Origin of the sequence: Bacillus sp. FSL K6-0042, assembly GCF_038006685.1 — a bacterium.
In the GTDB taxonomy this organism is placed as follows: domain Bacteria; phylum Bacillota; class Bacilli; order Bacillales; family Bacillaceae_G; genus Bacillus_A; species Bacillus_A pseudomycoides.
Genome location: NZ_JBBOVS010000001.1, coordinates 3,275,814 through 3,298,727 on the forward strand (window position 1 = coordinate 3,275,814; position 22,914 = coordinate 3,298,727).

Below are 22,914 nucleotides of genomic sequence, written 5' to 3' on the forward strand. Positions count from 1 at the left end.
AATCAGTAGTTTTTTTCATCCCTCATTGATTATTAGCACTAACCAATCAGTACTTTTACGGGCAGTTCATCTCCTAGTTAATTCTGCTCCTTCTGTTTGAATTTCGTGGTGAGAGTATTACTTGCTCGCAAATAGCGGGATAAATTTTCTAACCGTCATGTGTCCATTCATGATAGAATCGTTGTGTTATGAATGGAAATAGAGGTGCAATATACATATGAATAACATACAAACAGGGTTTTCATCTTTTTTTAGTAAAATAATTATTGGAACTATGCTTGCCTTTTTTGTTTATTCTTGCTGGAACGCCTTCGAGGGAAGTAAGCAATTTTTGGGAGGAAGCGCCACAAGTTTAACGATTGTGCTATCAATTTTCGTGATACTCCTTTTACTTCTTGCTTCTATTTTGCAATATCGATTTACGGATAAACAGTTTCTCATTTTTCTAATGAGTATGACAGTGCTTGTTAGGCTTGGAGCAGTTCTCTTTTTTGATGCTCCAGTTATAGGTGATATGAGAGCTATGTATGAGACTGCAAAACAAGTTGCGCTAGGAAGCAGTAATGTAACTGTTGTTAGTCAATTACCTTTCATTATATATGAGTCAGTATTGATTCGTGTGTTTGGCGATGCTACATTTGTTTTGCAATTTTTTAATGTTTTGTATTGCGCAGGAACAGCGTTTTTCATTTATCGAATTGCTGCAAGTTTATTTCAAGAAGAATGTGGCCGAATTGCTGCAGTGTTTTACTCGCTATATTTGCCAAATATTCTTTCATGTTCATTATTAACAGGGGAATTATTCTCTATATTTTTATTTTACTTTGCGAGTTATATATTACTACATAAAGGATTGAGCCATTCTTACATGTGGGCATGTGCCGCGATACTATTTGCTCTTAGTAATATGATGTATCCAGTAGGCATATTTATACTTATTTTAGTAATTGTGTATGTCTTGCTAGTGGAAATATTCCAAAATGCAGATAAACAAAATGTATTGTTAAAATTGATAGGGGTTTTAGTCGTATTTTATGTTACTCATTTTGCTGTGAATTATGGGATTCAAGCAATGGGAATAAAACAGTATGCCATTTCTAACGATGCGTATGTGCAATCGGTTTTAATCGGAGAAGAGCGTAATAAACAAGAAACCGTTCAAGCACAAAGTATGAAAGAGCGCTTGAGTCAAAAGTTAAAAGAGTTAGAAACAGAGCGATTAGCTGTGGTTAAGCCAAGTATAGATCAGGTATCATCAGAGGGAATGAATGGGATATTGCTAAAAGGTGAAAAACTCATCTTTATAGCTGTAACTCTATTTATGTCAATTGCGCTTTTACATTTCCTTATTCAGAAACAAAAGAGCGAAGGCTATATGTTGTTACTGTTACTTATAACAGGATATATTGGAATGAAGCTTTTTAATGCAGATATTGTGTACGATGGTTTAACGATACCAAGTCTTTTCATTTTACAAAGTTTAGGTGTATATATGTTGTCATTCTATTGTCAAAAGCTATTTTTCAAAAAATAAAGTGAAGTCTTGCGTAGCAGGAAGGTTTGATCCTATATTTTTAGGGGAATCTTGAAGTGTGTGATAAGAAAAAACTCACCGTTTTTTAAACGGTGAGTTTTTTCTTATATTTAGGCAATAAGGAGTAACTATTATAAATAAAGAGAATTCGATTTGAATTCTCTTAATGACTTTTATTAGCTTTTGCATGAGCCTTAAAGAAGACTGGAAAATGCACATTGTATATAACAGTGACTACACGTATGATGAATGTTACTAGTAAACAGATATAAAAGGCTAATACGTGTGCACCCATTTCATACGTAATTAGGAAACTAATTGCACCTAGAATAGAAGCAATTGCATAGATTTCTTTACGGAATACATAGGGAATATCTTGAGCGCAAATATCGCGCATAATCCCTCCACCAATACCTGTAATAACACCCATCGAAACAACTAAAAATGAAGCATCAACGTGATGCGACATTGCAGCGTTTGCGCCAATAGCAGTAAAAACGCCTAAACCGACAGCATCTGAAAGCATGATTACAACTTGAAGTTTATTAATGCGTTCAAAAAACATACAAGTAAAGAGAGCTGCTAATACACTGACCAAAAAGTAAATCGGTTGTACAAATGCAACGGGAGGTAGGTTACCAATCATAATATCACGAATAATTCCGCCACCGAGTGCAGTAGCTACAGCTAAACAAAGGACACCAAATAAATCTAGATCTTTCTTTAAACCAACTAATGTACCAGAAATGGCAGCGGCGACAATGCCAAGAAACGTAAATATTTCGATTAATAACATAGCTCTAATCCCTTCCTCTTAAAGATGTTCCAGAGCAAAATATACACTAAAGTTTTAGAAATAACAATTACTTTTCGTTACATGTAGAAAAAAAGAAAAAATGGGGAAAGAAAGCGTTTGAAGATACGAGATATGTGACATACGAGAAGGGGATTTATTATCTTTTATCTGCATAAATAGGAAGTGGTTAACTAAAAAATTATGTTATAATAAATATTTGAGACGAGTTAGAGGCTTATTGTAAATTGTATAAAGTGAGATAAGGTAATGATAGTTATGGGGGTTCGAGATGTTAGGAAATAATAATTTAAGTAATAAATTTGGGAATTTTTTATTGATTTTCATTATGTTACAGCCGGTTTTAGACTTACTCACATCATTTTGCATCATGGTTTTAAAGATTGATACGACAATTGGAATTATTACGCGTCTATTTGTAATGGTTCTTGGTGGAATCTATATTTTATTTCAGGCAAGAGAAAAAGAAAATCGTAAATATATCATATACTTAATAGTAGTTGGAATTGTTCTTGCTGCAGGTTTAGTAAATAATAAATTGGTCAAAAGCCCTATCATGTTGGGAGAAGAAATTAAATTTATAGCAAAAGCATTATATCCATTTATTATGCTTACCTGTTACATTTTTGTGTTTAAATCATTACGTGAAAAAGCAAATGCATATTCAAAAATGCGTAACTATATTGTATATTCAACATTAATCATAAATAGTATCATGGTTATTTCGATTGCGACAGGAACTGATTATAATAGCTACGATTGGGTGAAACTTGGTTCACGTGGTTGGTTCTATGCAGGAAATGAATTAGGGGCCATTTTAGCAGTTGTATGCCCAATCGTCGTTCTATATTCAATTGAAAAAACAACAAGCATAGCAAAAAGTTATTTTTGGATTCCTTCTATTTTAATTATCTTCTCATTATTTGCTGTTGGTACGAAGGTGGGAGTTGGAGCCATTTTTGGCACAATGGTTGTTGCTGTTTTCATGTGCTTTGTTCAGGCATTTTTACAGCGTAAAGATAGAAATAAGAAGTCATATTTACTGAATGGCATCCTTGCGACTGTTGTTTTTGCTGGAGCACTAGCATATACACCGTTTTCGCCATTCTTAAAAAATATGGGATTTCACGTCCAAATTCTTGATGAGAAAAAAGAAGTGAAAAAGGCAGAAGAAAAGAAGGAAGAAAAAACGCACCATAAACCGCCTGTAACACAAGAGGAAAAAGCAAAAGAAAAAGAAATAGAGAAAAAAGAGGAAACACAAGCAATAATCTTCAGTGGACGTGAGATATTTGAGAAAATGTATAAAGATTACTATGCAGAAGCTCCAACATCTCAAAAATTATTCGGTATGGGATATGCTGGAAATTTCAAAGAGAAACCGAAGCTAATTGAAAGGGACTTTCATGATTGGTTCTATACATTTGGGATTGTCGGTTTCATCCTACTTTTAATCCCATTTTTATACTTCGGTGTGAAAATTCTTCTCGTACTAGTAACTAGGTTTAAAGAGGTATTTACAGTAAGATACGGGTTATTAGCAACCGCACTAGGATTAAGTATGGGTATTGCATTTATAGCGGGACATGTATTTACAGCGCCTGGAGTAAGTATTTATTTTGCTGTGATTTTTGCATATTTAATCGTTGATTTAGAAATTGAATGATAGAAAAATAAAAGCTAGCGTCACGTTAGCTTTTATTTTTTGTTATAGTAAACTATAAGAGAACATAAAGATGGAGGAAGAAAGAGATGAAAGTGTTGCATATGAATGCTGGAGCAGAAGAAGGTGGCGGGAAAACTCACATTATTTCACTTTTGTCGCAATTTCCAAAAGCTGAAGTTGAACTAGTTGTGTTTGAAGAAGGTGCAATTGCTAGAGAAGCAAGAGAGCTCGGAATTAAAGTGCACGTTTGTTCTCAATCATCTCGTTATGACATATCGATTCTTTCTAAAATACGTACGTTTATTAACGAAGGACACTTTGATATTGTACATACACATGGTGCGCGCGCGAACTTTTATCTTTCTCTTCTAAAAAGGAAGATACGTGCAAAATGGGTAACAACAGTTCATAGTGATCCAACTCTTGATTTTATGCAGCGTGGTTTGAAAGGTTGGATCTTTACAAAGTTAAATTTATATTCATATAAGAAAGTTGATTTGTTTTTTGCAATTACAGAACGTTTTAAGCAAAATACTGTAGCACTCGGTGTGCCAGCAGATAAAATTTGTACCATTTATAACGGGATTGAGTATGATGACATTCCAGCGAAACCTTATAACTTAAAAGATGAATTAGGTATACAAGAAGGAGTATTTACAGCGATTCAAGTAGCCCGCCTTCACCCTGTAAAGGGGCATAATATTTTATTCGATGCCTTGCAAAAAATAACAATTCCTAATATGAAAGTATTGTTAGTTGGCGATGGCCCGATTAAAGAAGAGTTGAAAGAAGCAGTAAGGCAGAAAGGGTTAGAAGATAAAGTATTATTTTTAGGTCATCGTTCGGATGTAAAAGAATTATATGCATCCGCCGATATTAATTTATTAACTTCTTATAGTGAAAGCTTTCCGCTTGTGTTATTAGAAGCTGCAAATCAACGTTTAACGTCTATTGCAACGAATGTTGGTGATATGGAACAGTTGATTGTCGATCCTACATACGGATGGATTGTGCCAATTGGTGATGCACATGCATTAGCAAGTGCATTAGAGGAAGGATATAAGAAGTGGGAGAATGGTGAATTAGCAGTGATGGGTGAACGTTTGTATGAGCATGCTTCTTCTCATTTCTCATTACGAAATCTATATGAAGATACTCATAAAGCATATAAAAAACTTTTATTGAAATAGAGAGGATTATAATTATGGCAGTACAAACAGTTGATATTTTAGGTGTCCCTTTTTCTACGATGACAATGGAAGAGACAATTCGATATATCATGAAGCAGCTAGAATCAGAACAAACTCATACATTTCAAGTTGTAACAGCGAATCCGGAAATCGTAATGTGTGCCAAAAAAGACTCAAGTTTTCATCAAACCCTTTTAGAAACAGATTTGATTACACCGGATGGTATTGGTGTTGTAAAGGCAAGTGGCATGCTAGGGACACCATTAAAAGAGCGCGTAGCAGGTTTTGATTTAATGAGTGATTTATTTGGGGCGTTATCGAAAGAGAATAAATCTGTATCTGTTTTTTTACTGGGAGCGAAACCACATGTTGTGAAGGGTGCTGCTGATCATTTAACAAAAACTTATTCAGCTGTATCTATTGTTGGTACGCAGGATGGGTATTTTAAACAAGAAGAGGAAGAGGGCATCATTGCTCGCATTCAAGAAGTAAAACCGGATATTTTACTTGTAGCTCTTGGATTCCCAAGACAAGAAAACTTTATTCAAAATAATAAGCATCGCTTACAAACAAAAGTGGCTGTTGGTGTAGGTGGCAGTCTGGACGTTTGGGCAGGAGAAGTAAAACGTGCACCAAAATGGATTCAAGCAATTCATCTAGAATGGTTTTACCGTCTATGTAGCAATCCGACGCGTTGGCGTCGTCAGCTTGTATTAGCTGAATTTCTAAAAGAAGTGATGCGTTCGAAAAAGTAGCGAAATATCGCTACTTTTTTTATTTGTGAAAGCTAAAAATGTAGTATTCTCCACTAATGGAAGCTCTATTTTATGGGAAGATTAAAAGGAAGCTTTTAAGTGAAAATAGGGATAAAAGTATTTTACTTATACAATATACACATGTAAAATGAAGTGTAAAGACACCTGTGTAAGGAGGACTTCTAGTGGGGGATATAAAAGAAATTTCAAAGCGCAAGCTTCTTGGAATAGCGGGGCTTGGTTGGTTATTTGATGCAATGGATGTTGGCATGCTTTCATTTGTCATCGTTGCGCTGCAAAAAGAATGGGGATTAAGTAGTCAGGAGATGGGATGGATCGGAAGTATCAATTCTATTGGTATGGCGGTGGGAGCACTTTTATTTGGCATATTAGCAGATAAGTTGGGGCGCAAGTCTGTTTTTATTATGACATTATTATTATTTTCTATCGGTAGTGGTTTAACGGCATTAACAACAACATTAGCTATGTTTCTTATATTGCGTTTTTTAATCGGTATGGGGCTTGGTGGAGAATTACCAGTAGCTTCGACACTTGTATCTGAAAGTGTTGAGGCTCATGAACGCGGGAGAATTGTTGTATTACTAGAAAGCTTTTGGGCGGTTGGCTGGTTAATTGCAGCTCTAATTTCTTATTTTGTAATTCCAAAGTATGGCTGGCAAGTAGCGATGGTATTAAGCGCGATTCCAGCTCTTTATGCACTATATTTACGATGGAATCTACCAGATTCGCCGCAATTTGAAAAAGTTGAGAACAAACAATCTGTTATTACAAATATAAAGGCGGTTTGGTCTGGAGAATATCGAAAAGCGACGATTATGTTATGGATCTTATGGTTCTGTGTTGTCTTTTCTTATTATGGCATGTTTCTTTGGTTACCAAGTGTAATGGTACTAAAAGGATTTAGTCTAATAAAAAGTTTCCAGTACGTATTAATTATGACATTGGCACAGCTTCCCGGATACTTTACTGCTGCATGGTTTATTGAGCGCCTCGGCCGTAAATTTGTGTTAGTTACTTACTTAATTGGCACAGCATGCAGTGCGTACGTCTTTGGAGTAGCTGAATCGCTTACAACATTGGTGATAGCAGGAATGTTACTGTCCTTCTTTAATTTAGGAGCATGGGGTGCGTTATATGCATATACACCTGAGCAGTATCCGACAGTAATTCGCGGTACTGGAGCAGGTATGGCTGCAGCATTTGGCCGTATTGGTGGTATTCTCGGTCCATTGCTAGTAGGTTATCTTGTTGCTTCACAAGCGTCTCTTTCATTGATCTTTACAATTTTTTGCGGTTCCATTTTAATTGGAGTGCTTGCAGTAGTTGTGCTAGGGCAAGAAACGAAGCAGCAAGAGTTGGTATAACGAAAGAAGGGAGCCCAAGCGGCTTCCTTTTTTGTTGTTTTTAAGGGAAGTGATGGTATAGTAAATAGAAAATAGGGCTAGAAAAAGGGATTGTTTCTTACTAAGGCGAATGTATACAACAAGACATATGGACAAAAGAATTAGGTGGTTGGGCAGATGAAAATTTTACTTATCATGGAAGATGCAGAACATCGAAATCGATTCATTGAGATATTTACAGAAAATATGCGAAATGTAGAGTGCTTTGAAGCGGGAACAGGAATGGAATCTTTACAAGTAGCTAAAAAGCATATTCCTGATTTCGTTTTTTTAGATACAGAGTTAAAAGATGGTACAGGGTTTGAACTCTCTAGTTTATTACAACAATTAAATTGCGATACAAAGTTTATTTTTATCGGTGAGGATATAGAAGAGGCGATAACAGCTTTTCGCTTCCAAGCGTTTTATTATTTACTACGACCATTTCGTGAAGAAGATTTACAATTTCTCGTATATAGAATGGAACAAGACAAAGGAAAGAAAATAAAAAGCCATTTGCGAAAACTTCCGATTGAAAGTCATGAAGGGATTACGTATATTTTTCCAGAGGATATTGTATATGTAAGTAAGAATAAGGAGAATAAAACGGTTTCAATTTATACAGCGAATAATCAGTATATTTCAACATATACACTTCAAGAATTGGAAAATAAATTAACAGCATATGATTTTTTACGTGTTCATAAAAGTTATTTAATAAATGTTATGCATGTTCAGGCATTAAAGCCTTATTATAATGGAACGTATAACCTTTATTTAGATAGGTATGATGAGAAACCGATTCCTGTTAGTCGAAACTATGTAAAACGACTTCGAAATAAAATTGAACTATGACAAGTTGTAAGTGAATTTCAACATGTTAACATAAGAATCCTTCATGATAAGGAGGATTCAAATTAAATATTCAGAAAATTTAGTACAATCTCCACTAAGAAGTAGTATAGGGGGGATTGTATGTGAAGGCGTTTAAGTCAATTTTACTTTGGGGTATCATCGCAGCATTAGGAGCAACCGGATTTGGTGTAATTGCCCTATCACAAGGTGAAACAATTAATGCTGTATGGCTATTAGTAGCAGCTGTTTCTGTATATGCAGTTGCTTATCGTTTCTATAGTAGATTTATTGCACAAAAAGTATTTGAGCTAGATAATAATCGGCAAACACCTGCTGAGACGCTAAATGATGGAAAGGATTATGTTCCAACAAATAAATGGGTATTATTTGGACATCACTTTGCGGCAATTGCAGGAGCAGGTCCATTAGTAGGGCCGATTTTAGCAGCGCAAATGGGATATTTACCAGGAACAATTTGGATTATCGTTGGAGTTGTAATTGCAGGAGCAGTACAAGATTTTGTTATTTTATTTGCTTCCATGAGACGTAATGGAAAATCATTAGGCGAAATGATTAAAGATGAGATTGGTCCTGTAACAGGATTAATTGCGATGATTGGTATTTTAGGTATTATGATCATTTTATTAGCAGTATTAGCTTTAGTAGTTGTGAAAGCACTTGTCGGTAGCCCTTGGGGAATGTTTACGATCGCAGCGACAATTCCAATCGCTATTTTAATGGGTGTTTATATGCGTTATATTCGCCCAGGGCGTATTGGAGAAGGATCAGTTATCGGTATTATTTTACTTCTTTTATCTCTTGTTGGAGGGCAGTATGTAGCTGAGAATCCTACGCTTGCAAGCATGTTTACTTTTAGCGGTGAAACAATCGCAATTATGCTTATTGTATACGGTTTTATTGCGTCTGCATTACCGGTGTGGATGCTCCTTGCCCCACGTGATTATTTAAGTACATTTTTAAAGGTCGGAACGATTGTTGGGCTAGCAATTGGAATTCTAATTGTAGCACCAAACTTACAAATGCCGGCCGTATCCAAGTTCATTGACGGAACAGGTCCAGTGTTTTCCGGAAATCTATTTCCGTTTCTATTTATTACAATTGCTTGCGGGGCTGTATCAGGATTCCATGCTTTAGTTTCCTCTGGTACTACGCCGAAGATGATTGAAAGAGAAGGGCACGCACAACCAATTGGTTACGGGGCAATGTTAATGGAATCGTTCGTTGCGGCGATGGCCATGATCGCAGCTTGTGTATTAACACCAGGGACATATTTTGCAATTAATAGTCCGGCAGCTCTTATCGGAACGGATGTATCACAAGCAGCTCAAGTTATTTCTTCTTGGGGATTTGCAATTACACCAAATGAATTAAAGGATCTTGCTGTAAATGTTGGTGAACAAACGATACTATCTCGTACAGGAGGAGCGCCAACATTAGCAATTGGGATGGCCTACATCTTTTCACAAGTAATCGGTGGAACTGCGATGATGGCATTCTGGTATCACTTTGCTATTTTATTTGAAGCACTATTTATTTTAACGACAATTGATGCTGGTACACGTGTAGGGCGATTTATGATTCAAGATATTTTAGGACATGTATATAAACCATTTGCGAAAACAGATTCTACACTGGCTAATGTGATTGCAACAACGTTATGTGTGTTAGGATGGGGGTATTTCTTATACCAAGGTGTAGTTGATCCGCTCGGTGGAATTAATACATTATGGCCACTCTTTGGAATTGCTAACCAGATGTTAGCGGGTATTGCGTTATTGCTCGGAACAACGATATTGTTCAAAATGGGGAAAAAGGCGTACGTTTGGGTTACGCTTATCCCAACGGTAGGTTTGCTGATTGTGACGATGACAGCAGGCTACCAAAAATTATTTCATGAAAATCCGAAAATTGGATTTTTATCGCATGCAAAAGTATTCCAGAGCGCCTTAGATGAAGGGAAAATACTAGCACCGGCCAAAAATGTGGCACAAATGAAGCAAATTATCTTCAATGATTATATCGATGCTATGCTTTGTGGAATTTTCATGTTAGTTGTAATAGCAGTTCTTATTTCTGCTATTCGTATATGGATTAAAGTATTGCAAAATAAATCTATACCATTAAAAGAAGCACCATATATTCCAAGAGATGAAAGTGAGTCGAGAAATTATGCTTAAAAAATTGGAGAAGGTGTGGAGAACACGAAAGCAATTTATTAGTTTGCTTGTTGGAGTACCAAGTTATGAAACGTACGTTACCCATATGAAAGAGTACCACCCAGAAGAACCGATTTTATGTCGAAAACAGTTTTTTGCTGAGGCGCAAGAGGCTAGGTTCAATGCGAAAGGTGGAAAAATATCAAGGTGTTGTTGAAGAGAAAGAGCGATTCGTCGCTCTTTTTTTACTTTTTTGTTGTTTCACGTGGAACAACAAAAAAGTAAAAAGTTTCGGGAATTATAGAGGTAAGGTAAGTTTAGCATCATAAAAAAACAAGCTATCTATGGATAGCCTGTTTTTTACCCCGTAAAAGCCCGATTAGTGAAGGTTGATTAAAGATTCACTTTATTTCTTATACAAGTTCTTTGCCAGTTGCAAATTTACGATATGCACCGTGATGTGTTGGTCCTACATATTCGTTAATTTTGAATGAGTGACGAATTGCTGCTGTGATGAATTCTTTTGCAGTTTTTACCGCTTCTTTTACAGATTTACCTTTTGCAAGTTCTGCTGTAATTGCTGCAGAGTATGTACAACCTGCGCCGTGTGTATTTGTTGTATCAATTTTCTCTGATTCTAAAAGATCAAATGTTTCTCCATCGTACAATACATCGATTGCAGTTTCTGTACCTAGCTTGCTACCGCCTTTAATTAGTACATATTTTGCACCTAAAGCATGGATTTTTTTAGCAGCTTCTTTCATGTCTTCAAGAGAATTAATTTTCACACCGCTTAGTTGATATGCTTCGAATAGGTTTGGTGTAACAACTAATGCTTTTGGAACAAGTACATCGCGTAAGCAGTCATTTGTTTCAGGATGCAATGCTTCATCTGCACCTTTACAAACCATAACTGGGTCTACTACTACATTTTGTAGATTATGCTTTTCAATTGTTTCAGCAACCATTTCAATGATTTCAACAGATCCAAGCATACCCGTTTTTAAAGCATCAACACCAACACCTTCAATTGTTGTTTCTAATTGTGGTTTGAGTGTAGAAGCAGGAATAGGGAATACGTTATGTGCCCAGCCATTATGTGGATCCATCGTTACGATTGTTGTAAGAGACGTCATTCCGTATACACCAAGTTCTTGAAACGTTTTTAAATCCGCTTGTATACCAGCGCCACCGCTTGTGTCAGAACCAGCGATTGTAAGTGCTTTGTTTAATGTCATTGTGAAAGCCCCCTCAGGTGATATAATGAAAACTACATTTTTAACCATTATATCAATCTTATGAATAAGTACAAAGTGAAAAAGTTACTTGTTTGTTTAAGAATACATTGAATTTGGTACAATGAGAAAAGAAAATATTGTATGTAGGAGACAATTTATGTTTCAAGAGAACCGTATAAGCGAATTAGCTATATTAAAAGAGATTGCAGAAACATTAAATACATCCAATGATACATATCATGTGCTACAAGCGGTATTAGAAAAATTGCTGCATGTGACAGGATTAACAACAGGATGGATTTTTCTTGCTGATGAAAATGGTAGGTATACAAAATTAATTGATTATCATTTACCAGCAGCGCTTACCTTTCAAGATAAAAAGCCAATGTGCGAAGGAGAATGCTGGTGTTTGCGCCGTTTTGTGGAGGGGAAATTAGAACGAGCGGTTAATATTATTGAATGTAAACGAATTAACAATGCGGTTGAAAATAATTGGGGTGATACAGAAGGAATTCTTCATCATGCAACCGTTCCATTAAAAGCTGGCGGAGAAGAGTTTGGAGTCTTAAATGTCGCTAGTCCAGGGAAAACACATTTTTCTGAAGAAGAACTGATGCTATTACAATCGGTTGCCCTGCAAATTGGAACAGCTTTAAAACGAACGAAACTATATGAAAATGAAAAGAAACGGGCTCATTATTATGTGAAACTAGAGCGTTTTATTCAGGAACTAAGAAAAATTCATAAATTAAATACATTACCAGAAGAAGTTGTAAAACAAGTGGGAGATGTATTTCTATGGGAGCAAGTTGCATTTTTTATACAAGAAGAAAAAAAGATATCCATGCGAGCTTGTTATAAGAAGCGTACATTACAAAAGGATTCGGGTTTAGAGAGAGCGGCAAAGGAAGCAATAGAAAAGAACAGACCTGTTTTAATGAAAAGACAAGTTGGAAATGGTGTTCATCCTAACGGCTCTATTATTGCCGCTCCAATACATATTCGAAATCATGTGTTTGGTGTTTTATGTGTGAATTCAAATCAAGGTGAGTTTGATACAAATACCGTAGACATACTTCAAGCGTTAACGAATCATATTTCATTAATGATTGAGAATTTACGATTAAATGAACAGCGTCGTGAACTGGTCCGAATGGAAGAACGTAACCGTTTAGCAAGGGATCTGCACGATTCAGTTTCACAAAAGCTATTTTCATTAACCTTCATGACGAAGGGAGCGGAAGCTGTTTTGAAGGGACAAAATGAAAGGGTAGATCAATCTCTTCATGAGATGAGAGAGTTAGCGCAAGGTGCTTTAAAAGAAATGCGGACACTTATTTGGCAGCTTCGTCCAGAAGGATTAGAAAAGGGATTGCTTTCAGCTTTAAAGCAATATGGTGAAAACTTAGGTTTGAAAATTCGTGAGCAGGTTACAGGTGTGCGTGACTTACCGCGTGTAGTAGAAGAAACATTATGGCGTATTGGACAAGAGGCATTAAATAATGTAAGTAAGCATGCAGGTGTCATGGAGGCTACGATTTACTTCAAAGTAACAGAGAATGATGTATCTTTAGAGGTAGTTGATCATGGTGTTGGTTTTATAGAAGCGAATGTAAGAGAGAAGAAATCACTTGGAATGACTACAATGCGAGAACGAGCAGAGTTAATCGGTGGATGTATTACAATTGTAAGTGAAAAGAACCGAACAAGTATAAAGGTTATCGTACCATTATGATGTGAAAATGAGGGAAACTTGTGAAAATAAAAGTATTATTAGTTGATGATCATACAGTTGTTTTAAAAGGATTAGCATTTTTCTTAAGCATGCAAGAAGATTTGGAGTTAGTTGGAGAAGCAAATAACGGAAAAGAAGCGTTAAAGAAAGTAGGAGAAGCACAGCCGGATATTGTTTTAATGGATTTATATATGCCAGAGATGGATGGGATTGAAGCAACCTCGTGTATTAAAAAAGAATATCCAAATGTGAAAGTGCTCGTATTGACTAGCTTTTCTGATCAAGCGCATGTTTTACCAGCTTTAAAGGCCGGAGCGAGCGGATATATTCTAAAAGATGTTGAACCAGATCAACTTGTGGAAGCTATCCGTAGTGCATATAAAGGAAATATTCAGCTTCATCCTGATATAGCAAGTGCGCTTCTTTCTCAAACTTTGCCGCAAGAAGAGAAACAGGAGTCATCAAATATTCATGTAGATGTACTAACGGCAAGGGAGAATGAAGTGTTGCAGCTCTTGGCAAAAGGGATGAGTAATAAGGAAATTGCATCCGTGTTAGTGATCACAGAAAAAACAGTAAAAGCTCATGTAAGTAGTATTTTAGGAAAATTAAATTTATCGGATCGTACACAAGCAGCTTTATATGCAGTGAAAAATGGGATCGTATAAGACAAAAGTCGTAGGATTAGTTCGCCTTTAGGAGGTGGACCTTTTTTATGAAAAAATCCGTCTATGTGAGGAAGAAATTGTTAGGAGGAGAGGATAAAATGTATTTGTAAGCAACAATAATTACAGGGGATTGTCCCTTTTTAGTGAGTAGATAATAAACAACGTAAGAGTGAGTAATAGGAGGAAAAAAGGCATGACAACAGTTTTATTTGTAAAAGCTAACAACCGTCCAGCAGACCAAGCAGTTAGTGTGAAATTATATGAAGCGTTTTTAGCAAGCTATAAAGAATCACATCCAAATGATACGGTGGTAGAACTTGATTTATACAATGAAGAATTACCATATGTAGGCGTAGATATGATCAACGGTACATTTAAAGCTAGTAAAGGATTTGACTTAACAGCAGAAGAAGCAAAAGCAGTAGCTGTTGCTGATAAATATTTAGAGCAATTCCTTGCAGCTGATAAAGTGGTATTTGGTTTCCCATTATGGAACTTAACAATTCCAGCTGTATTGCACACATATATCGATTACTTAAACCGCGCTGGAAAAACATTCAAATATACACCAGAAGGTCCAGTAGGTCTTATCGGTGATAAGAAAATTGCATTATTAAATGCACGTGGTGGTGTATATTCTGAAGGTCCAGCAGCTGGCGTAGAAATGGCTGTTAAATATGTAGCAAGCATGATGGGCTTCTTCGGTGTAACAAATATGGAAACAGTTATCATTGAAGGTCATAATCAATTCCCAGATAAAGCGGAAGAGATTATTGCAGAAGGTCTTGAAAAAGCAGCTAAAGTAGCAAGCATATTCTAATTCATGAAATAATCGTCACTCAATATGCAGTACCAACACTTTTATAGTGATGGTACTGCTTCTTATTTGTTCATTTTACTATTTGATATTTGCACTAGCCGCTTGTTTATTCTCACTATTGTTAGGAAGTGGAAATGAATTTCCAATCATTGCAGCTCCAAGCATCGGTAATAACAAATTAATTGGGAAGAACATAAGTAATAGCACTGTAATAGCGATTGGTTTTCGTAATGCATAGCTTGAAATGGCTGTCGTCACGATAGCTACAGAAGCAATTGGATCTAGCGGTATGACAGTGGCCATAGCATATCCAATACTTGCTCCAGCAAATATAATCGGAAAAATGTGTCCTCCACGCCAACCTGTATTTAAACAAACTGCCGTTATACATAATTTTAAAACACCTGAAAGAAACAGCACCCCAAATGATAATTCTGTCCACTCATTCACTAATTCTTTTAATTGGTGTTCTCCTGAAAACATAGTATATGGGAGGAAAGTTCCGGCAATCCCTAAAATAATGCCACCTATAATCCCTAATGTTAGTTTATATTCTTGAAAAGGGTGCACTATTTTTTCCAATATATATTCTATCTTGAAATAAAAATAGCCTACACTAGCACCTATACAAGCAAGAGGTAGAAAGGCAACCCATTCATGAAGTGCAAAAGATCCTTCTCCAAAATTAACAATAAAAGATCCTCGATTATCAAATTTACTAAGCAATAAATAAACAGAAAAACCAGCCAAAGTAGTAGCGACATATACGATAGCCTTTTTCCCTTTGGAAACTTCAGCAAGTCGTTCATCCTCATTTTCACTTGGAGCTAAGTAACCGAATAACGGTGCATTAAAAATAACACTTAAAGTAGCGCCGATTCCAATTTCTGTTAGCCCCTGCATTCCTTTTACAGCAAAGTGAAAGCGATCGCCAACCCATGTACAAAGCCCGCCTATAATCCCAACAAGTGCAGCTTCCGGTCCTAAACTTGCTCCAAATACTAAAACAATAATAGCTGTTAATGTAGCTTGATGTACAAAACGGTATTCAATCCTGCCTGTTTTCTTATATTCAGCCATTACCTCTGGCATTAAACGTGGGTATGTACCAAAGTACTTTTGTGACAGTCCAATAAGAAAACCACCGATTATTGTTACACAAATTGTATAATAAGATGGTAATGCAAATTCTTTAGGTAAATATTCCCAAACGAAATGAATTCCAGCATTGGTGACAACTAAAAATAACCAGACTGTGGCACCAACGATAGAACCTAGAAATATACCGTACACGATGAGTAAATAGTGCATATTTCTCCTAATAGCCAATTTTTATGCCTCCTCTATTTATACGTTATTATGAAAAATTAGAGATTCTAATACGAAAATAATGAATTGAATGTGCATATTATCTTTTTAAAGAATTACTTATTCAACATATATTATAAACATTATTAGTATTATTTCTTCTAAAGAAGCAAAATACAAGTGATGTTTAAAGCTTTTGATCTCATCGAGATGATAATGCTCATGCCATGTGCTGAAATAAATATAAATTGTCTAAAATATTATTGTAATCTCTACGAGAATTGTATACTAGTATAAGTTAAAATACGCATTAGATTTAGGAGGTTTCTTATTTGATTCGTGAGTTGAAAGAACAAGCGCTTGATGAGCTTGATGAAAAATGGGGATTAGCGGTAGGAGTTACCTTGTTCTTTATATTCCCTTTCGTATGGTTTTGGAGCTGGAGTAAAGTAATAGAATCGTTTATGATCGATATTATTGTCGTGCTAATGGTTGGGCCCTTAACTTTAGGTGCTTACTATCTTGCCTTAAATACAGTTCGTGACAGGACAGTTGGAATTGGGCAATTATTTAAATGGTGTAAAGAGGTAAATAAATTTATTAAATCAATTTTAATATATTTACTAATGGATATCTATATTACTTTATGGACATTGTTATTTATTATTCCAGGGATTGTTAAATCTTTCTCTTATACCATGACTTTCTTTATTTTAAATGATCATCCGGAATTTTCAATGAACCAAGCTATTACGGAAAGTCGTCGTATGATGAACGGACATAAGATGGATTATTTCTTAATATGTTTAAGCTTTATTGGCTGGTTTATACTAAGTATCCTTACTTTAGGAATCGGTTTCTTATGGTTGATTCCATATTTTTATACTACAAAAGCAGCGTTTTATGAGAAGGTTTCAACAGACTATTATAAAAGAAAATCTTATGTTTAAAAACAACAAAGCATAGATGTTAATGTTCATGCTTGCTGTTCTTTATAAGCATTTTATAAATTGTTATACCATTGAATGACTTGTGATCTCTTACTTTAACGATTGTGTTATGGTATATGATCTATGATCTATAGATCACTTACAGTAGATGCTTTACACGCAAAATAAGCAAACATTTCATAAATACGAAAATGGCCAAGAGTTCTTTAAAAAAATCCTTGGCCCTTAATTTTTTTAAAATATCACGTGCATTATATCAAGCGGTAGGCCTACCAAATTGCCACTATAGAATCTTACAAAACTGTCATGTTGTTGTAAGGTCTAGCGATAGTAAAAAAATAGATTTCCCTACATAATAAAGGTATAACAACAAACACAATTTCATGAGGTGATATATATGAATGGAAATAAAGTTTTATCTTCTTTTTCGTACTGGAGTGTTCTTTTTGCCCCTGTCTTATTCCCACTAATTGTTTGGATTCTCGGAGATCATGAAACAAAAGGTCATGCGAAACGAGCTCTATGGACACATCTTATTCCGGGAATTACTACTTTTATAGGAATTGTAGTATTGGGAATCATGGATGTCGGTTTTAAGCAACTAGGTACAACAATGGCTATTGGCGCAATGATTATGGTATGTATTTGCGGCCTAATTAGTCTATACTTCTTTATTTGGAATATTGTAAAAGGGATTCGAGTAATTAGAGCATAATCTCTAGGGTATCTACTATTCTTCGTATTCATCATTGTAATTCTTATTTAAGCTTACCTTGATGATGAGGGGATATTTCCCTTGTTTCCTTAAATTTAAATTTTCATAATAAACAGTTAAACAGCCAATAAAATATTTTATAAATATTCAGAAAAATAATTGACATTAGGAAATTATTGCTATAAAATCAACGGTAATTGCATAGTCTTATCAAGAAAAGGTGGAGGGACAGGCCCTATGAAACCTTGGCAACAGCCGTGTAACGGAATTGTGCCAAATCCTGCAGGTAATAACCCTGAGAGATAAGAAAGAGACTTTAGAGCGTGTTTTCAAACTGCTTCTTTCTTGTTAGGGAAAGAAGCAGTTTTTTTATTTTCTATAAAAGAAAGGAGAATAAGGAATGGGAGAATCATGGGGAAAAGGAACTATTTGTGTGCAAGGTGGTTATACACCGAAGAATGGTGAACCACGTGTTTTACCACTTTATCAAAGTACGACGTATAAATACGATACGTCCGATGATTTAGCAGCGCTCTTTAATTTAGAGGCAGAGGGCTATATTTATACGCGTATTGGGAATCCGACACTAGCGGCATTTGAACAAAAATTATCAGAGCTCGAAGTTGGAGCCGGAGCTGTTGCGACAGCCTCTGGTCAAGCGGCTATTATGCTTGCTGTTTTAAATATTTGTGGCAGTGGTGATCATTTGCTTTGTTCTTCAACCGTTTATGGGGGAACCTTTAACCTGTTTGGAGTAAGTTTGCGTAAGCTTGGTATTGATGTAACATTCTTTAATCCGAACTTAACTACTGATGAAATTGTGGCACTTGCAAATGATAAAACAAAGCTTATTTATGCAGAATCACTTGGAAATCCAGCGATGAATGTTTTAAATTTTAAAGAGTTTTCAAACGCGGCAAAAGAACTGGAAGTACCATTTATCGTGGATAATACTTTGGCGACACCATATTTATGCCAAGCGTTTGAGCATGGCGCAAATATTGTTGTTCATTCTACAACGAAATATATTGATGGCCATGCGAGTTCATTAGGTGGAATTGTCATTGATGGAGGGAATTTTGATTGGACAAATGGAAAATATCCTGAGCTTGTCGAACCAGATCCAAGTTATCATGGCGTAAGTTATGTGCAGAATTTTGGCCAGGCGGCATATATTGTGAAAGCTCGTGTTCAACTATTAAGAGACTATGGAAACTGTATGAGCCCATTCAATGCGTATATTAGCAACATTGGTTTAGAAACATTACATTTACGAATGGAGCGTCATAGTGAAAATGCTCTTGCAGTTGCGAAGTGGCTTGCTAACCATGACCGTATTGAATGGGTGAATTATCCGGGATTAGAAAGTAATGAAAATTATCCACTAACGCAAAAGTACTTAGCAAAAGGTGCAAGTGGCGTTTTAACATTTGGGATTAAAGGTGGATTAGAATCTGCGAAAGAGTTTATTGCAAATGTAAAGCTAGCAACGCTTGTGACACACGTAGCGGATGCAAGAACATGTGTGATTCATCCTGCTAGTACAACGCATAGACAGTTAAATGAAGAAGAGCAGCGTTTAGCAGGTGTGACATCTGATTTAATTCGCTTATCGGTCGGTATCGAAGATGTTTCTGATATTATTGCGGATCTAGAGAAAGCATTAGTTGGAGGCAAAGCGCATGCCGATCATTGTTGATAAAGATTTACCAGCCCGTAAAGTATTGCAAAAAGAGAATATTTTTGTGATGACAAAAGAGCGAGCTGAAACACAAGATATACGTGCTCTAAAAATTGCGATTTTGAACTTAATGCCAACAAAACAAGAAACAGAAACGCAATTGCTCAGGTTACTCGGTAATACACCACTTCAATTGGATGTGCATTTGCTTCATATGGAGTCTCATACATCCCGTAATGTAGCGCAAGACCATTTAACAAGTTTTTATAAAACATTTCGCGATATTGAGGAAGACAGATTTGATGGTCTCATTATTACAGGGGCCCCAATTGAAACACTTCCTTTTGAAGATGTAGATTATTGGGAAGAACTTGGACGCATAATGGACTATTCAAAAACGAATGTAACATCTACATTGCATATTTGTTGGGGAGCACAAGCGGGTCTGTATTATCACTATGGAATTCCGAAATACTCGCTTGAAGAAAAGATGTTTGGTGTATTCGAGCATGAAGTGCATGAGCAGCATGTGAAATTGTTACAAGGATTCGATGAGCTCTTTTTTGCACCACATTCACGTCATACGGAAGTACGCGCAGCTGATATTGAAAAAGTACGAGAGTTGACATTACTAGCAACATCAGAAGAAGCAGGTGTCCACCTTGTTATGGGGCAAGATGGAAAGCATATTTTTGTTCTTGGTCATAGCGAATATAGCTGCGATACGTTAAAACAAGAATATGAACGCGATAAACAAAGAGGGCTAGATATTAAGGTTCCCAAAAACTATTTTAAACATAATAATCCAGCTGAAAAGCCACTCATAAGATGGCGGAGTCATGGAAACTTATTATTTTCAAATTGGTTAAATTATTATGTGTATCAAGAAACCCCTTATATTTTGTAAGCTGATCATTATATAACATGTGGCAACGTTTTCTTTACAAGGATCGCTTTATATTTTTCCGAATGTTCAAAATATATTGTCTTTCAGAATTTTAACTTATATAATGGCATCTAAATACAATTCTTTAGAGGGGTGGACAGTATCATGAATGAAATTCAAGTGGGCTTATTAGGCCTTGGAACAGTTGGCAGCGGTGTGGTTCGTATTATTACGAATCATCAAGATCGTCTTATGCACCAAGTTGGTTGCCCAGTGAAAGTAACAAAAGTATTAGTGCAAAATATTGAAAAAGAGAGAGAGGTCCAAGTACCCTCTACCTTATTAACGAAAAATGCAAATGAAATTATAGATAATCCTGATATTGATGTTGTCATTGAAGTGATGGGCGGCATAGAGGAAGCGAAAGCATATATTTTACAAGCTTTGAAAAATGGTAAACATGTTGTTACTGCTAATAAAGATTTAATGGCATTGCACGGAGCAGAATTACTGACGGTGGCAAAGGAAAATCAAGCTGACTTATTTTACGAGGCGAGCGTAGCTGGAGGGATTCCAATTCTGCGCAGCATTGTAGAAGGACTTTCTTCGGATCTTATTACGAAAGTGATGGGAATCGTGAACGGAACAACAAACTTTATTCTGACAAAAATGTCTGACGAAGGGAGAGCATATGACGACGTGTTAAATGAAGCGCAGCAGCTTGGATTTGCGGAAGCAGATCCAACATCAGACGTTGAAGGTTTAGATGCAGCAAGGAAAATGACGATTTTAGCTACTCTAGGTTTTTCTACAAATGTAGAGCTTGGAGATGTGAAGGTGAAAGGGATTACTTCCATTACTGAGGAAGATATCGCATATAGTAAAAGCTTAGGATATACAATTAAATTAATTGGACTGGCGAAGCGTGATGGTGAAAAATTAGAGGTAACAGTTGAGCCAACATTACTTCCGAATACACACCCTCTTGCAGCAGTTCAAAATGAATATAACGCCGTATATGTATATGGTGAAGCGGTAGGAGAAACAATGTTTTATGGACCTGGAGCAGGAAGTTTACCGACAGCGACAGCGGTTGTTTCTGATTTAGTTGCGGTAATGCAAAATGTGCGCCTTGGTGTAACTGGGAATAGCGCAGTTTCTCCGCAGTATGAAAAGGTATTAAAAGAGCCAGATGAAATTTTTGTGAAGAAGTTTTTACGTCTACATGTAAAAGATGAAATTGGTGTGTTTGCAAAAATTACATCTTTATTCTCTGAACGCGGTGTTAGCTTTGAAAAAATTATTCAAATGCCACTCGGGGAGAAAGGAAAGGCTGAGATTGTTATCGTAACACATCGTGCATCACTTGCAGACTATGAATATATTTTACATACATTGGGGGCATACGAAGAAATAGATTGTGTGAAAGCAAACTATCGAATCGAAGGAGATGCTAGGTAATGTGGAAAGGTTTGCTTGCTGAGTATAAGGAGTTTTTACCTATTACGGAAAAGACACCTCCCTTAACATTGCATGAAGGTAATACACCACTTATTTTATTAGAAAACCTGTCAAAGCGGTGGGGCGTAACAATTTACGGGAAAATAGAGGGGGCAAATCCAAGCGGATCGTTTAAGGATCGCGGTATGGTAATGGCGGTAGCAAAAGCAAAAGAAGCAGGGAGCGGAGCGATTATCTGTGCATCTACAGGTAATACGTCTGCATCTGCAGCAGCTTATGCGGCTAGGGCCGGACTGTCATGTATTGTTATCATTCCAAATGGTAAGATTGCATATGGTAAATTAGCGCAAGCTGTCATGTATGGTGCTGAGATTATAAGTATTGATGGGAATTTTGACCATGCTTTGCAAATCGTACGTAAGCTTAGTAAATTATCGCCAATCACACTTGTGAATTCTGTTAATCCATACCGAATTGAAGGGCAGAAAACAGCTGCATTTGAGATTTGTGATGCGCTTGGGAAGGCGCCGGATATTTTAGCAATTCCAGTTGGTAATGCAGGCAATATTACAGCGTATTGGAAAGGTTTCAAAGAGTATCATGAAAGACTTGGTACGGGTTTGCCAGAGATGCGCGGCTTTGAGGCGGAAGGAGCAGCGGCGATTGTGCATGGACATAAGATTGAAGAGCCAGAAACAATCGCTACAGCAATTCGAATTGGGAATCCAGCAAGTTGGGAGCAAGCCGCCCTAGCTGCAGAACAATCTCAAGGAAAAATTGATGAAGTAACAGATCGTGAAATTCTTGAGGCATATGGATGGTTAGCTAAGTATGAAGGAATCTTTGCTGAACCTGCTTCATGCGCTTCTCTTGCTGGTGTTTATAAACAACTGAGGAGTGGAGAAATTGCAAAAGGAAGCCAAATTGTAGCGGTATTAACAGGTAACGGTTTGAAGGATCCAAATATCGCCATTGATACAAAGGAAATTCAGCCAGTCGTGTTACAAAATGATGAGAAGGTTGTCTTTGATTATATTCAGGGAGCTGTCTTCCGGTAA

20 protein-coding genes and 1 riboswitch are annotated in these 22,914 nt (G+C 36.4%); of the genes, 17 read left to right on the forward strand and 3 right to left on the reverse strand.

All coding sequences use genetic code 11. The features are described from left to right. Window positions 1-217 precede the first annotated feature (217 nt). Entirely contained in the window at window positions 218-1,534 is a 1,317-nt protein-coding gene (locus MHH45_RS16815) for a glycosyltransferase family 39 protein (RefSeq protein ID WP_088094010.1), read from the forward strand. A 163-nt stretch (window positions 1,535-1,697) separates the two neighbouring features. Here MHH45_RS16815 and MHH45_RS16820 read toward each other — a convergent pair whose 3' ends face one another. Continuing rightward, entirely contained in the window at window positions 1,698-2,330 is a 633-nt protein-coding gene (locus MHH45_RS16820) for a trimeric intracellular cation channel family protein (RefSeq protein ID WP_003202516.1), read from the reverse strand. A gap of 289 nt (window positions 2,331-2,619) precedes the next feature. Here MHH45_RS16820 and MHH45_RS16825 point away from each other — a divergent pair, with 289 nt between their 5' ends. From MHH45_RS16825 to MHH45_RS16855, 7 genes are all read left to right on the forward strand, one after another. Then, the gene (locus tag MHH45_RS16825; protein ID WP_077294275.1) at window positions 2,620-4,014 is read left to right on the forward strand and encodes an O-antigen ligase family protein; all 1,395 of its coding nucleotides are present in this window, start codon (window positions 2,620-2,622) and stop codon (window positions 4,012-4,014) included. A gap of 86 nt (window positions 4,015-4,100) precedes the next feature. Then, window positions 4,101-5,204, forward strand: a complete 1,104-nt coding sequence (locus MHH45_RS16830; protein ID WP_077294272.1) for a glycosyltransferase family 4 protein — start codon at window positions 4,101-4,103, stop codon at window positions 5,202-5,204. A 14-nt stretch (window positions 5,205-5,218) separates the two neighbouring features. Further along, window positions 5,219-5,959, forward strand: a complete 741-nt coding sequence (locus MHH45_RS16835) for a WecB/TagA/CpsF family glycosyltransferase (protein ID WP_016112773.1) — start codon at window positions 5,219-5,221, stop codon at window positions 5,957-5,959. 185 nt (window positions 5,960-6,144) lie between these two features. Next, entirely contained in the window at window positions 6,145-7,344 is a 1,200-nt protein-coding gene (locus MHH45_RS16840) for an MFS transporter (protein ID WP_016112772.1), read from the forward strand. A gap of 156 nt (window positions 7,345-7,500) precedes the next feature. Next, the gene (locus MHH45_RS16845) at window positions 7,501-8,217 is read left to right on the forward strand and encodes a LytR/AlgR family response regulator transcription factor (protein WP_016112771.1); all 717 of its coding nucleotides are present in this window, start codon (window positions 7,501-7,503) and stop codon (window positions 8,215-8,217) included. A gap of 122 nt (window positions 8,218-8,339) precedes the next feature. Then, the gene (cstA, locus tag MHH45_RS16850; RefSeq protein ID WP_016112770.1) at window positions 8,340-10,415 is read left to right on the forward strand and encodes a carbon starvation protein CstA; all 2,076 of its coding nucleotides are present in this window, start codon (window positions 8,340-8,342) and stop codon (window positions 10,413-10,415) included. Beyond that, window positions 10,408-10,611: a YbdD/YjiX family protein gene (locus MHH45_RS16855; protein ID WP_016112769.1), complete on the forward strand. Its 204-nt coding sequence runs from the start codon at window positions 10,408-10,410 to the stop codon at window positions 10,609-10,611. The genes cstA and MHH45_RS16855 overlap by 8 nt, the downstream gene beginning before the upstream one ends. Before the next feature lie 196 nt (window positions 10,612-10,807). Here the strand turns inward: MHH45_RS16855 and pdxK are convergent, their stop codons facing one another. Then, entirely contained in the window at window positions 10,808-11,632 is an 825-nt protein-coding gene (gene pdxK, locus MHH45_RS16860) for a pyridoxine/pyridoxal/pyridoxamine kinase (protein WP_016132478.1), read from the reverse strand. A 157-nt stretch (window positions 11,633-11,789) separates the two neighbouring features. Here pdxK and MHH45_RS16865 point away from each other — a divergent pair, with 157 nt between their 5' ends. From MHH45_RS16865 to MHH45_RS16875, 3 genes are all read left to right on the forward strand, one after another. Next, window positions 11,790-13,367: a sensor histidine kinase gene (locus MHH45_RS16865; protein WP_016112767.1), complete on the forward strand. Its 1,578-nt coding sequence runs from the start codon at window positions 11,790-11,792 to the stop codon at window positions 13,365-13,367. 20 nt (window positions 13,368-13,387) lie between these two features. Further along, window positions 13,388-14,035, forward strand: coding sequence for a response regulator (locus MHH45_RS16870; RefSeq protein ID WP_016112766.1), 648 nt, complete (start codon window positions 13,388-13,390; stop codon window positions 14,033-14,035). 193 nt (window positions 14,036-14,228) lie between these two features. Beyond that, window positions 14,229-14,855, forward strand: a complete 627-nt coding sequence (locus MHH45_RS16875; RefSeq protein ID WP_016112765.1) for an FMN-dependent NADH-azoreductase — start codon at window positions 14,229-14,231, stop codon at window positions 14,853-14,855. Window positions 14,856-14,933: 78 nt separating this feature from the next. Here the strand turns inward: MHH45_RS16875 and MHH45_RS16880 are convergent, their stop codons facing one another. Beyond that, window positions 14,934-16,166 (reverse strand): chloride channel protein, encoded by a 1,233-nt coding sequence (locus tag MHH45_RS16880; RefSeq protein ID WP_016132476.1) that lies wholly within the window; start codon window positions 16,164-16,166, stop codon window positions 14,934-14,936. Window positions 16,167-16,495: 329 nt separating this feature from the next. Here MHH45_RS16880 and MHH45_RS16885 point away from each other — a divergent pair, with 329 nt between their 5' ends. The 6 genes from MHH45_RS16885 to thrC all read left to right on the forward strand — a co-directional run bounded on the left by MHH45_RS16885 (window position 16,496) and on the right by thrC (window position 22,914). Continuing rightward, the gene (locus MHH45_RS16885; protein WP_016112763.1) at window positions 16,496-17,113 is read left to right on the forward strand and encodes a DUF975 family protein; all 618 of its coding nucleotides are present in this window, start codon (window positions 16,496-16,498) and stop codon (window positions 17,111-17,113) included. Between the two features lie 397 nt (window positions 17,114-17,510). Then, a complete protein-coding gene (locus tag MHH45_RS16890) occupies window positions 17,511-17,828 on the forward strand; it encodes a DUF4870 domain-containing protein (protein ID WP_016112762.1) in 318 nt (105 codons plus the stop codon). Window positions 17,829-18,032: 204 nt separating this feature from the next. Then, window positions 18,033-18,137, forward strand: a riboswitch (SAM riboswitch). A gap of 91 nt (window positions 18,138-18,228) precedes the next feature. Next, a complete protein-coding gene (locus MHH45_RS16895; RefSeq protein ID WP_088094008.1) occupies window positions 18,229-19,527 on the forward strand; it encodes a bifunctional O-acetylhomoserine aminocarboxypropyltransferase/cysteine synthase in 1,299 nt (432 codons plus the stop codon). Continuing rightward, entirely contained in the window at window positions 19,511-20,416 is a 906-nt protein-coding gene (metA, locus tag MHH45_RS16900) for a homoserine O-acetyltransferase MetA (RefSeq protein ID WP_016112760.1), read from the forward strand. The genes MHH45_RS16895 and metA overlap by 17 nt, the downstream gene beginning before the upstream one ends. 144 nt (window positions 20,417-20,560) lie before the next feature. Beyond that, the gene (locus MHH45_RS16905; protein ID WP_016112759.1) at window positions 20,561-21,856 is read left to right on the forward strand and encodes a homoserine dehydrogenase; all 1,296 of its coding nucleotides are present in this window, start codon (window positions 20,561-20,563) and stop codon (window positions 21,854-21,856) included. Beyond that, window positions 21,856-22,914, forward strand: a complete 1,059-nt coding sequence (gene thrC / locus MHH45_RS16910) for a threonine synthase (protein WP_016112758.1) — start codon at window positions 21,856-21,858, stop codon at window positions 22,912-22,914. The genes MHH45_RS16905 and thrC overlap by 1 nt, the downstream gene beginning before the upstream one ends.